The sequence below is a fragment of the Nocardia mexicana NBRC 108244 genome (genome assembly GCF_001613165.1).
GTDB lineage: Bacteria > Actinomycetota > Actinomycetes > Mycobacteriales > Mycobacteriaceae > Nocardia > Nocardia mexicana.
Genome location: NZ_BDBV01000028.1, coordinates 40705 through 53450, shown reverse-complemented (window position 1 = coordinate 53450; position 12746 = coordinate 40705). Strand labels below are relative to the sequence as shown.

Annotated in this window: 10 protein-coding genes; all 10 read left to right on the top strand. The window is 70.3% G+C overall.

Features of this window, described 5'->3' with window-relative positions; genetic code table 11:
* On the top strand, nucleotides 1-1257 hold a 1257-nt coding region (locus NM1_RS12050), incomplete at its 5' end, for a UDP-N-acetylmuramoyl-tripeptide--D-alanyl-D-alanine ligase (RefSeq protein WP_068018317.1).
* Nucleotides 1254-2330 (top strand): phospho-N-acetylmuramoyl-pentapeptide-transferase, encoded by a 1077-nt coding sequence (gene mraY / locus NM1_RS12045; RefSeq protein ID WP_068018315.1) that lies wholly within the window; start codon nucleotides 1254-1256, stop codon nucleotides 2328-2330. The genes NM1_RS12050 and mraY, both read left to right, overlap by 4 nt.
* Before the next feature lie 47 nt (nucleotides 2331-2377).
* Nucleotides 2378-3826, top strand: coding sequence for a UDP-N-acetylmuramoyl-L-alanine--D-glutamate ligase (gene murD / locus NM1_RS12040; protein WP_068018312.1), 1449 nt, complete (start codon nucleotides 2378-2380; stop codon nucleotides 3824-3826).
* A complete protein-coding gene (gene ftsW / locus NM1_RS12035; RefSeq protein WP_068018308.1) occupies nucleotides 3823-5307 on the top strand; it encodes a putative lipid II flippase FtsW in 1485 nt (494 codons plus the stop codon). The genes murD and ftsW overlap by 4 nt, the downstream gene beginning before the upstream one ends.
* Nucleotides 5304-6473: an undecaprenyldiphospho-muramoylpentapeptide beta-N-acetylglucosaminyltransferase gene (gene murG / locus NM1_RS12030; protein WP_068018305.1), complete on the top strand. Its 1170-nt coding sequence runs from the start codon at nucleotides 5304-5306 to the stop codon at nucleotides 6471-6473. The genes ftsW and murG overlap by 4 nt, the downstream gene beginning before the upstream one ends.
* Nucleotides 6474-6574: 101 nt before the next feature.
* Nucleotides 6575-8020: a UDP-N-acetylmuramate--L-alanine ligase gene (gene murC / locus NM1_RS12025; RefSeq protein ID WP_068018337.1), complete on the top strand. Its 1446-nt coding sequence runs from the start codon at nucleotides 6575-6577 to the stop codon at nucleotides 8018-8020.
* Nucleotides 8021-8051: 31 nt separating this feature from the next.
* Nucleotides 8052-8912 carry a cell division protein FtsQ/DivIB gene (locus NM1_RS12020; protein WP_084519461.1) on the top strand — a complete coding sequence of 287 codons (861 nt, stop codon included), beginning with the start codon at nucleotides 8052-8054 and terminating at the stop codon, nucleotides 8910-8912.
* Nucleotides 8913-9269: 357 nt separating this feature from the next.
* Complete coding sequence (ftsZ, locus tag NM1_RS12015; protein ID WP_068018302.1) at nucleotides 9270-10520, top strand: cell division protein FtsZ; 1251 nt, start codon at nucleotides 9270-9272, stop codon at nucleotides 10518-10520.
* 305 nt (nucleotides 10521-10825) lie between these two features.
* Complete coding sequence (pgeF, locus tag NM1_RS12010) at nucleotides 10826-11563, top strand: peptidoglycan editing factor PgeF (RefSeq protein ID WP_068018300.1); 738 nt, start codon at nucleotides 10826-10828, stop codon at nucleotides 11561-11563.
* 292 nt (nucleotides 11564-11855) lie between these two features.
* Nucleotides 11856-12605: a YggS family pyridoxal phosphate-dependent enzyme gene (locus NM1_RS12005; protein WP_068018297.1), complete on the top strand. Its 750-nt coding sequence runs from the start codon at nucleotides 11856-11858 to the stop codon at nucleotides 12603-12605.
* Nucleotides 12606-12746: the final 141 nt, after the last annotated feature.

The window sequence follows — 12746 nt, the reverse complement described above, 5'->3', positions numbered from 1 at the left end:
CTGGCCCACGACCGCGACGGTTCCGGCGCGGCCGTGCTGGCGGCGCTGTCGAAGCTGGCCCGCGCCAATATCGATCGCCTGGTGGCGGCGGGCGGTCTCACCGTCGTCGGCGTCACCGGATCCTCCGGCAAGACGTCGACCAAGGATCTGCTGGCGAGCGTGCTGGCCCCGCTGGGCCCGGTGGTGGCCCCGCCCGGATCGTTCAACAACGAGATCGGCCACCCGTGGACGGCGCTGCGCGCGAACGCCGACACCCGGTTCCTGGTGCTGGAGCTGTCGGCGCGCGGGCCGGGACATATCAGGGCGCTCACCGAAATCGCGCCGCCGGGCATCGGGGTGGTGCTCAACGTCGGCACCGCGCACCTGGGTGAGTTCGGCAGCCGCGAGGTGATCGCGCAGGCCAAAGGCGAACTGGTGGAAGCACTTCCGTCGTCCGGGATCGCCGTCCTCAACGCCGACGACCCGAATGTGGCCGCGATGGCGAGCCGCACCCGAGCGCGCGTGGTGACCGTGGGCCAGTCCACCGACGCGGACCTGCGGGCCACCGACGTCGTGCTCGACGAAACCGCCCGCGCCCGATTCACCTTGCACGTCAACGCTTCCGCGTTCGATCGCGGCGCACGGGAACCCGCCGTGGCCACGCAGCCCGCCGCGACCGAGATCAGGCTGGCCGTGCACGGCGAGCACCAGGTCGGCAACGCCCTGTCCGCCGCTGCGGTGGCGCTGGAGTGCGGCGCGGATCTCGAGACCGTGGCGCGGGCGCTGTCCGAGGCCCGGATCGCCTCGGCACACCGCATGGACGTGCGCACCCGCGCCGACGGCGTCACCGTCGTCAACGACTCCTACAACGCGAACCCGGATTCGGTGCGCGCGGCGCTCAAGGCGCTGGTGAGCATGGCCCGCGGCGGCGGCGACGAACCCGGCGGGGAAGCCCGCCGCAGCTGGGCCGTGCTCGGTGAAATGGCCGAGCTGGGCGAGGAATCGGTGATCGAGCACGATCGCATCGGCCGGCTGGCGGTGCGCCTGGACGTGGATCGGCTCATCGTCGTCGGCGACGGACGACCGGCCCACGCACTGCACCAGGGCGCGGTCATGGAAGGGTCGTGGGGCGAGGAATCGGTTCTCGTACCCGATATCGATGCCGCGATCGCGGTGCTGGACAAAGAGATCGCGGCGGGTGATGTGGTGTTGGTGAAGGCGTCGAACTCCGTCGGACTGTGGGCGGTCGCGCATCACCTCACGGAGGCGGCGGTATGAGACAGATACTTTTCGCGGCGGCCATCGCGCTGGCGGTGTCGATCCTGTTGACGCCGCTGCTGATCCGGATGTTCGCCAAGCGCGGCTTCGGCCAGGAGATCCGCATCGACGGCCCGGAGAGCCACAAGGCCAAGCGCGGCACCCCCGTGATGGGCGGCGTGGCGATCCTGGCGGGCCTGTGGGCCGGGTACTGGGGCTCGCATCTGATCGGCATCGGGTACAAGGCCGAGGGGCCGACGGTATCGGGCCTGCTGGTGCTGTCGCTGACGACGGCGCTCGGAGTGGTCGGCTTCATCGACGACTTCATCAAGCTGCGCAACAAGCGCAATCTGGGGCTCACCGCCGCGGGCAAGTACCTCGGACAGCTCACGGCCGCCGTCATTTTCGGTGTCCTGGCGCTGCAGTTCCCGGGCGCGAACAAGCAGACACCGGCGAGCCGCCACCTGTCCTACGTCCGCGACATCACCACGGTGTCGATGGGTGTGATCATCTTCCTGGCGTTCGTCTGCCTGGTCGTGGTCGCCTGGTCGAACGCGGTGAACCTGACCGACGGCCTCGACGGGCTCGCGGCCGGATCCATGAGCCTGGTGCTGGGCGCCTACGTGATCATCACCTTCTGGCAGTACCGCAACTCCTGTTCGGTCCATCCCGAGGCCGGGTGCTACAACGTGCGCGACCCCTTGGACCTGGCGCTGATCTGTGCCGCGGGTGCGGCCGCCTGCGTCGGATTCCTGTGGTGGAACGCCGCCCCGGCGAAGATCTTCATGGGCGACACCGGCTCGCTCGCCCTCGGCGGCCTGCTCGCCGGGCTGTCCATCCTGACCCGCACCGAACTGCTGATGATCGTGATCGGGGCGCTGTTCGTGGCCGAGACGGCGTCGGTGGTGCTGCAGGTGGCGGTGTTCCGGACCACGCGCAACCGATTGTTCAAGATGGCGCCGTTCCACCATCACTTCGAACTCAGTAAATGGGCCGAGACCACGGTGATCATCCGGTTCTGGTTACTCGCGGCCATAGCGTCGGCGGTGGGGCTGGGCCTGTTCTACAGCGAATACCTCTCTCAGGTCGGATAGCAGCGATGGTCGAACACACACCGCGGGCCCTCCGATCACCGGGGCCCATGCTCGAATTCCTGCGCGGCCGTGACGTTCTCGTCGCGGGATGGGGGGTGTCGGGCCGCTCGCTGATCGAGCCGCTGCGCGATATCGGAGCCCGCCCGGTGGTCACCGACGCGGGCGAGAAGGCGATGGCCGAGGCGGCCGAACTCGGCCTGGCCACCGCCACGGGCGACGATCTGCTCACGCCCGCCGCGCTGGACCGGTTCGCGCTGGTCATCACGAGCCCGGGCTGGCGACCCGATTCGCCGGTGCTGGTCTCGGCGGTCACCGAGGGCATTCCGGTCTGGGGTGACGTCGAATTCGCCTGGTGGGTGGATCAGGCCCGGCTGTACGGCCCGGCGCGCAAGTGGCTGGTGGTGACGGGAACCAACGGCAAGACCACCACCACCCAGATGACCCACGCGATCCTGCGCGCGGCCGGCATCGCCAGCGTCGCCTGCGGCAATATCGGTCTGCCGATCCTGGATGCGTTGCGGCGCAACCCGGGTCCGCAGGTGCTGGCCGTGGAGCTGTCGTCGTTCCAGCTGCACTGGGCGCCGTCGGTGCGCCCCGAGGCCGGGGTCGTGCTCAACGTCGCCGAGGACCACCTGGACTGGCACGGCGGCCTGGACGCCTACGCGGCGGCGAAGGCGCGCGCGCTGACCGGCCGCGTCGGGGTCGTCGGCCTGGACGATCCGGTGGCCGCGGCGCTGGCGCGAAAGTCCAAGGCGCGCCGCACCGTCGGCTTCCGGGTGGGCGTGCCCGCCGACGGCGAGCTCGGCGTGGTCGACGGCAAGCTGCTCGACCGCGCCTTCACCAAGGCCGCGATCCTCGCCGAGACCGCCGATATCAGCCCGTCCGGCCCGGCCGGGGTGGCCGATGCGCTGGCCGCGGCCGCGCTGACCCGATCCATCGACGTGGCACCGCAATTCGTCAAGGAGGGGCTGCAGGAGCACAAGGTCGGCCCGCATCGCGCGGCCTTGGTCCGGGAGCTGTCGGGGGTCGCCTTCGTCGACGACTCCAAGGCCACCAACCCGCACGCGGCGCGGTCGTCGATCCTGGCGCACTCCCAGGTGGTCTGGCTCGCCGGTGGTCAGCTCAAGGGCGCGCACGTGGACGATCTGGTCGAGGAGGTCGCCGACCGGCTGGTCGGCGCGGTGCTGTTCGGCCAGGACGCCCCGGTCGTCGCCACGGCGCTGGCGCGACACGCGCCCGATGTCCCCGTCGTGGAGCTCGGTTCGGGTGACGATGCTGTGATGGGTGCGGAACTCACGTCCGAGATCGATGGCGCGGACGCGGTGATGGCCAGAGCGGTGCGCATCGCCGCCGGGTATGCCCGCCGCGGAGATACGGTGCTGCTGGCCCCCGCCGCGGCCTCGCTGGACATGTTCGCCGACTACACCCACCGGGGACGCAGTTTCGTCGCGGCGGTGCAGGCGCTCGACGAAGGAGATATCGGGAGCCCGCAGTGAACAAACCGGCGCGCAAGCAAGCGGGGACCTGGTTCGGGGCCTGGCTGGCGCGCCCGCTGGCCGACTTCCATCTGGTGGTCACCATCGCGGCCCTGCTCACCACGCTCGGGCTGGTGATGGTGCTGTCGGCGTCCAGCGTCGAGTCCTACGCCGACGGCGGCTCGGCCTACAAGCTGTTCATCCAGCAGGCGCTGTTCGCGGCGATCGGCGCGGTGCTGTTCTATCTGGCGCTGCGGATGCCGCTGCGGCGCATCCGGCAGCTGTCGTTCCCGCTGTTCGCGGGATCGATCGTGCTGTTGCTGCTGGTGCTGATTCCCGGCATCGGGTCCGAGGTGCAGGGGTCGCGGCGCTGGTTCATGCTGGGCCCGCTGTCGGTGCAGCCGTCCGAGATCGTCAAGGTGACGCTGATCATCTGGGGCGCGCACCTGCTGGCCGCGCGGCGCTCGGAGCACGCGAACTACAAGGACATCATGGTGCCGCTGGTGCCCGCGGGCCTGGTGGCGTGCCTGCTGGTGGTGCTGCAGCCCAACCTTTCGACGACCATCGCGCTCGGCCTGATCCTGGCGGCGCTGCTGTGGTTCGGCGGGCTGCCGGTGCGGCTGTTCGTGACCATCGCGGTGTCGGGCATCGTCGCCGCGGGCGTGCTGGCGCTGTCGGCGGGCTATCGCTCCGACCGCATGCGCGCATTCTTCAACCCCGGCGACGATCCGCAGGGCATCGGCTATCAGGCGCGCCAGGCGCTGTTCTCGCTGGCCGACGGCGGCATCTGGGGCCGCGGGCTGGGGCAGAGCCGCGCCAAGTGGAGCTATCTGCCCAACGCGCACAACGACTTCATCTTCGCCATCATCGGCGAGGAGCTCGGATTCCTCGGCTGCGCACTGGTTCTCGGCCTGCTGGCGCTGTTCGCCTACACCGGGCTGCGCATCGCGAGCCGGTCGGTGGATCCGTTCCTGCGGCTGCTCTCCGCGACGGCGACGTTCTGGATCACCATGCAGGCCGTGATCAACATCGGCTACGTGGTGGGCCTGCTGCCGGTGACCGGCCTGCAGCTGCCGCTGGTGTCGGCGGGCGGCTCCTCGCTGGCGATCACGCTGCTGATGTTCGGCATCATCGCGAACGCGGCCCGGCACGAGCCGGAGGCGGTCTCCGCGCTGCACAACGGCCAGGACGGCCGGATGAGCCGGCTGCTGCGGCTGCCCAAGCCCGAGATGTATTCCGCGGCCCGCGCCCAGGCCGCGCGCGGCCGTTCCGGAGTGCGGGCGGCGCCGCAGCGACGGGAACTGCCGCGCACCGGCGGGGCGGGGCGCCGGGGTGGTTCCGAACCGGCCTCGCGCCGCTCGATAGATTCGGATTCGGCACGCCGCCGGGCCGCCGACGCGGGCCGGCGCGACAGCCGCAGCACCCGGTCTTGGCGCAGTACCAGGGCGTGGGAGCCGAACTATCCGATGACGCATGCGAGAGAACGGGGTAATTCGAGGTGACTGCATCCGAGGAGCGGCCCGGTACGGAAAGACCTGGGGGACGGGCGCTCTCGGTGATCGTCGCGGGCGGTGGCACCGCCGGACATATCGAACCCGCCATGGCCGTCGCCGATGCGCTGCGCCGATTGGATCCGTCGATCCGCATCACGGCGCTGGGCACCGAGCGCGGACTCGAGACCAGCCTGATCCCCGATCGCGGTTATCCGCTCGAACTGATTCCGCCGGTCCCGTTGCCGCGCAAGCCGAGCGGTGATCTGCTGCGGCTGCCCGGCCGGGTGCGCTCGGCCGTCGCGCGCACCCGGGCGGTGATCGACGCGGTGCAGGCCGATGTGATCGTCGGGTTCGGCGGATACGTGGCACTCCCGGCGTATCTGGCCGCGGGCCGCGGGGTCCGGGGCAGGCGGCGGGTGCCGGTGGTGGTGCACGAGGCGAATGTGAAGGCGGGGATCGCGAACAAGGTCGGCGCGCGGCGCGCGGCGCGGGTGCTGGCCGCGGTGGCGAACTCGGGTGTGCGCGCCCCCGGCAGTGCCGATGCCGACATCGTGGGTATCCCGGTGCGCGAGATGATCGCGACCCTGGACCGGGCGGCCCTGCGCGCCGAGGCACGCGCGCATTTCGGGCTGCCCGCCGAGGGCGCGGTGCTGCTGGTGTTCGGTGGTTCGCAAGGCGCGCGCCGGCTGAACGAGGCGGTGGCGGGTGCGGCCGCGCAGTTGCTGGCGGCCGGGATCTCGGTGCTGCACGCGCACGGCCCGAAGAACACGCTCGATCTCCCGACGGGAACCGATTCCACCGGTCCCGCGAAATACGTTGCCGTGCCCTATCTCTCGCGCATGGATCTGGCCTACGCCGCCGCCGACGCCGCGGTGTGCCGATCCGGCGCCATGACCGTCGCCGAGGTGTCGGCGGTCGGCCTGCCCGCGTTCTACGTGCCGCTGCCGCACGGTAACGGCGAGCAGGAGCTCAACGCCCGCCCCATCGTGGCCCAGGGCGGTGGCAGAATTGTGCCCGATTCGGAACTGACCGAGAAGTACGTGATCGACGAGGTGATTCCGCTGCTCACCGACCCGGTGCGGCTGTCGAAGATGGCGGTTGCGGCCGCCGGCGCCGGCCACCGCGAGGCGGCCGATGCGGTGGCGCGGATCGTGGTGGAGGTGGCCGGCCGGTGACAACAGGAAACGAGTCGGGCGAGGCGAGGACGTCGCCCGACGAGCGCACCCAGCCCTTCCGCGAGATCGCCGACCTGCCGCCGCTGCTGCAGCGGGTGCACATGGTCGGCATCGGCGGTGCGGGCATGTCCGGCATCGCGCGGATACTGCTGTCGCGCGGCGGCTCGGTCTCCGGCTCCGATGCCAAGGAGAGCCGCGGCGTGCTCGCGCTGCGGGCCCGGGGCGCCGAGGTGCGCATCGGCCACGACGCGGGCGCGCTCGACCTGCTACCCGGCGGCCCGACCGCGGTCGTCACCACCTATGCCGCGATACCCAAGACCAATCCCGAACTGGTGGAGGCGAATCGGCGCGGCGTGCCGGTGCTGCTGCGTCCCGCGGTGCTGGCCGAGCTGATGCGCGACCACCGCACCCTGCTGGTGTCGGGCACGCACGGCAAGACGTCGACCACCTCGATGCTGGTGGTCTCGTTGCAGCACTGCGGATTCGACCCGTCGTTCGCCGTCGGCGGCGAACTCAACGAGGCCGGGACCAACGCGCATCACGGGACCGGCGGGTTCTTCGTCGCCGAGGCCGACGAATCCGACGGCTCGCTGCTGCAGTACGACGCGGATATCGAGGTGGTCACCAATATCGAATCCGACCACCTGGACTTCTTCGGTTCCGATGAGGCCTACGTCCAGGTCTTCGACGATTTCGTGGCGCGGCTGCGCCCCGGCGGGCTGCTCGTGGTGTGTCTGGACGATCCCGGCTCGCGGGCGCTGGCCGAGCGGGTCGCCACCCGGCAGGCGGCGGGGGAGCTCGACATCCGCATCCTCGGCTACGGCTCCGGCGAGATCCCCGACCCGCCCGTGCCGGTCGGCGTGCGCCTGCTGTCGTGGGAGCCGCGGGATGTGGGCGGCGTGGTCACCTTCCAGTTCGCCGACGAGCCGGCGCCGCGCACGCTGCGGCTGGCCGTGCCCGGGCGGCATATGGCGCTGAACGCCCTCGCGGCGCTGCTCGCCGCGCGCGACGCCGGCGCCGAGACCGACGAGGCGCTGCAGGGGCTGGAGGGTTTCGGCGGTGTGCACCGGCGGTTCCAGTTCGTCGGCCGCGAGAACGGCGTGCGGGTCTTCGACGACTACGCCCATCATCCGACCGAGGTGCGCGCCGTACTCGGCGCCGCGGCGGAGCTGGTGCGGCAGGAGGCCGCCGACGGTGCCCGTTCGCGGCAGGGCCGGGTGATCGTGGTGTTCCAGCCGCACCTGTACAGCCGCACCGCCACCTTCGCCGCCGACTTCGGCGCCGCGCTCGACCTCGCCGACGAGGTGGTGGTGCTCGACGTCTACGGCGCGCGCGAGAAGCCGCTGCCCGGTGTCAACGGCGCGCTGGTCGCCCAGTCGGTCACCAAACCGGTGCACTACCAGCCGGATATGTCGCGGGTCGGGCGGCAGGCCGCGAGCCTGGCCCGGCCGGGCGACGTGGTGATCACCATGGGTGCGGGCGACGTGACGATGCTGGGCGGGCAGATCCTGGACGGGCTGCGGGTGCGACCGCCGACGGGGCGGTGAGGGCTGCCGGGGCGTTCGGGAAGGAGCGCGCATGAGATCTCGTGGCACACAGCGGCATCCGGACGACGAACTCGACGACGTCGACGCGGCCGAGGAGTGGGACGGTGCGCCGGACGAGGACCGCGGCGCCGATCGCCGACGGTCTTCCCGCCGCCGGCGTGACCGTTCCGGCCGTAACCGGGATCGGCGCCGTCAGCGGTTCTCCGACGGTGGGCGTTCGCTCGCGGACATCCCGCCTCGGCGAATCGCCCTGTGGGGCTTGCCCGTTGTCGTGGTGGTGATCGCGCTGGTCGCGGTCGCGTACTTCACCCCGCTGCTGTCGGTGCGCACCGTGCGGATCGAGGGCCTGGCCGCGGTGCCCGAGCAGCAGGTGCGCGATGTGCTCCGCATTCCGGGCGGCCGCTCGATGCTGCGCCTGGACACCGACGCGATGGCGCGGCGGGTGGCGGCCATTCCCAAGGTGCATTCGGCGCGGGTGCAGCGGAGTTTTCCGGGCACGGTGCGAATCATGGTCTCCGAGCGCACGCCCGCGCTGTACTTCGACAGTCCGGAGGGGCCGCACCTGCTCGACGGCGACAGTGTCGAATACGCCATCGAGCCACCACCGCCCGGTGTACCGAAGCTGAGTACGGGGCATCCCGGTGGTAGCGATGCGGTCACTCGGGCCGCGGTAACGGTGCTCACCGCGACCCCGCCGGGGCTGCGGGCGCAGGTGGGAGAGGTTGTGGCGCGGTCGGTTTCGGATATCAGGCTGAATCTGCGCGACGGCCGCAGCGTCGTGTGGGGCGGTGCGGACGATTCCGCGCGCAAGGCGGCGGTGGTGCTGCCCGTACTGACTCGGCCGGGCACGGTATTCGACGTATCGAGCCCCGATCTGGTAACGGTAAAGTGAGTGACACCCGTTGTGCCTTCAGGGTTTTCGGCGACTGTGAACGACAGCCGCCGAAATCCCGTGGGCACTGGGAACGATTCCCCGTGCTCGGGGTGGCCGTTCGCGGTACGATGCGGGGCGGGCTCGGACGAGACGGATCACACAAGATTCTCACGCTCGTTTCGGCGCGCCTGCGCGCGGATTGCGGCGGGTGCGAATAGCGTTCCGCAGCAGTCGGATACTTGACATAACGCTAACCCTATTGTTGAGGTTTAGGGTTTGCCCGGATGAAAGCCTGGGTTTGCTCGAACCGAACGGTCGGTGTTCTGCCGAGAATCCGAAAACGACAGGCTTTAGATCGAAGGAAGGCGAGAGCCCATGACGCCCCCGCACAACTACCTTGCAGTGATCAAGGTCGTCGGTATCGGCGGCGGCGGCGTGAATGCCGTCAACCGGATGATCGAACAGGGACTCAAGGGAGTCGAGTTCATCGCGGTCAACACCGACGCGCAGGCGCTGCTGATGAGTGACGCGGACGTCAAACTCGACGTCGGCCGGGAACTCACCCGCGGACTGGGCGCCGGTGCGGATCCGGAGGTGGGACGTAAGGCCGCCGAGGATCACAAGGACGAGATCGAAGAGGTGCTCAAGGGCGCCGACATGGTCTTCGTCACCGCCGGCGAGGGCGGTGGCACCGGCACCGGTGGTGCCCCGGTCGTCGCCAGCATCGCCCGCAAGCTGGGCGCGCTGACCATCGGCGTGGTGACGCGGCCGTTCTCGTTCGAGGGCAAGCGCCGCAGCAATCAGGCCGAGTCCGGAATACAGTCGCTGCGGGAATCCTGCGACACGCTGATCGTGATCCCCAACGATCGGCTGCTGCAGCTCGGCGACGCGGCGGTCAGCCTGATGGACGCGTTCCGTTCGGCGGACGAGGTGCTGCTCAACGGTGTTCAGGGCATTACCGATCTGATCACCACGCCGGGCCTGATCAACGTCGACTTCGCCGACGTCAAGAGCGTGATGTCCGGTGCCGGGTCGGCGCTGATGGGTATCGGCTCCTCGCGCGGCGAGGGCCGCTCGGTGAAGGCCGCCGAGTCGGCGATCAACTCGCCGCTGCTGGAGGCATCGATGGACGGCGCCCACGGGGTGCTGCTGTCGATCGCGGGCGGTTCGGATCTCGGCCTGTTCGAGATCAACGAGGCCGCCTCGCTGGTGCAGGAGGCCGCGCACATCGAGGCGAACATCATCTTCGGCACGGTGATCGACGATTCGCTCGGCGACGAGGTGCGGGTGACGGTCATCGCGGCCGGTTTCGACGGCGGTACGCCCGCGCGCCGCATCGATTCCGCCGGTCGATCGACCATCGGCCCGTCCCGCGCGGGCGAGATCGGCCAGACCTCGACGCGTACCACCGATTTCGGCTCCACCCGCTCGACGGAATCGGCCTCCGCCCCGTCCACGGTGCAGCGCGGCCCGGCCCCCTCCTACGAGCCCCGCCCGACCCCGACCTACGAGTCGTCCCGCCCCGCGAACGACCCTTCGGTCACCCACAACTCCCGCACCCACATCCAGCCCCCGGACGAAGACACCGACGACGACGTCGACGTCCCGTCGTTCATGCGCCGCTAGACACCGCCCACCGAACGCACCCGCTCCAGCGCAAGGGAGCGGGTGCGTCCGCATTCCGGCGCCATCCCCGCATCCGGCGCTGGGGCGCCGAATGCGGGGAACAGGGGTGCACGGCCGCTCAGAAAGCAGGCGGCCGGGCAGGCTCCGGCAGGCCGCCGGGCAGGCCACGGCAGGCCGCCGGGCAGGCCACGGCAGGCCGCCGGGCAGGCCCCCTTGCATCCCCGCATTCGGCGCGCTAGCGCCGGATGCGGGGTCGACGCAACCGAGGGCGGTGGTTGCCGGGGGGTGGCTACTAATCTCGGGGTATGACTGCTGCTGCTTCGGTTCGGACTCGGCGTGTGACGACCACGCGGGACGGTGGGTTCTCGCAGGCCCCTTACGACTCGTTCAATCTGGGGGACCATGTCGGGGATGATCCGGAGGCGGTGCGGCGCAACAGGGTACGGCTGGCCGAGGGGATCGGGCTGGCGCCGGAGCGGCTGGTCTGGATGGAGCAGGTGCACGGCCGCCACGTCGAGATCGTCGACGGGCCGCGCAGCGAACCGGTCCCGGTGACCGACGCGCTGGTCACCACCGTGCCGGGCCTGGCCCTGGTGGTGCTGACCGCCGACTGCGTCCCGCTGCTGCTGTCCGACGACGAGGCGGGCGTGATCGCGGCGGTGCACGCCGGGCGCGTGGGCGCGCGGATCGGCATCGTGCCGCTGGTGCTGGAGGCGATGGTCTCGCTCGGGGCGAAACCCGAACGGATCGGCGCATTCCTGGGCCCGGCGGCCAGCGGACGGCAGTACGAGGTCCCGGCGCAGATGCGCGACGACGTCGAGAAGCACCTGCCCGGCAGCGCCACCACGACCGCCAAGGGCACCCCGGGCCTGGATCTGCGCGCGGGTGTCCGCCGCCAGCTCGAGGACGCGGGTGTGGGCGCGGTCGCGGTGGACCCCCGCTGCACCATCGAGGACACGACCCTCTTCAGCCACCGCCGCGGCGCCCCCACCGGCCGCATCGCCGGTGTCATCTGGATGGAAACCGAGGGATCCCCGGAGTGAGGGTTCGCGGCGAAATCCCGCATTTGTCGCACCCCGTGCGAGTTCTCGCACCCATTGCACGGCTTGGTATGGGTTGCGCGAACATGCACGGGGTGCGGCGGATTGGTGCGTGCGACAAATTCCGAGGGTTCGGAGTGATGAACATCCACGGGGCGGGAGATGGGGAGTTTGTATCGCCTGCCCCTATTTTCTGGGCTTGCACCTACAACCGCGTCATGAATGCACGCGGAAAATGGACTATCGACACGCCCGGGACATTCGTGATCAGTTTCGCATTCGAGGGAGTTGTTCTATGACCGCCGAATCCGGCACCGCCGCAGCGGAATCCACGCGGGCGGCCGAACTGTCCAGTGCCCTGACCGGTCTGTTGACCCGAATCGAGACCGCGTGCCGCGCCGCCGGACGCGATCCGGACGAGGTTCAGTTGCTTCCAGTAACGAAATTCTTTCCCGCCGCGGATATCGAGGCCCTGTACCGCCTCGGGCGCCGGGAATTCGGCGAATCGCGGGAGCAGGAGGCCGCCGCGAAGGTGGCGGCGCTGGGGCACCTGTCCTCGGTGCGCTGGCACATGATCGGCCGCCTGCAGCGCAACAAGGCGAAGGCGGTCGCGCGCTGGGCCCACGCCGTGCATTCGGTGGACACCGAGCGCCTGGCCGCGGCCCTCGACAGTGCGGCGGGCGCGGCCCGCGAGGACGGTCACCGCACGGCGCCGCTGGAGGTGTTACTGCAGGTCAGCCTGGACGGCGATCCGACCCGCAGCGGTGTGTCCCCGGACGACCTGCCGCGGCTGGCCGATCAGGTGGCGGCGGCGGAGCACCTGCGGCTGGCGGGCCTGATGGCGATCCCGCCGCTGGCCGCGGATCCGGAGCCCGAGTTCGCGCGACTGGCCGCGCTGCACACCCGGCTGCGGGCCGATCATCCGGACGCCACCGAGCTGTCCGCGGGCATGTCCGGCGATCTGGAAGTCGCGATTCGACACGGCTCGACCTGCGTGCGTGTCGGTACCGCGCTGATGGGCGAACGACCGATAACCTCTGGATAGCAAACAAACCTCATCAGTCACATTCGAAACATATGCTGGGGCTGACGAGGATTGAGCAAGACTTCAACACCCCAGGCCAGCCGGGTGCCGTAGGAAGGTCGACCAGGATGAGCGAGCGCAGCGAGCGAGACATAAGCGCAG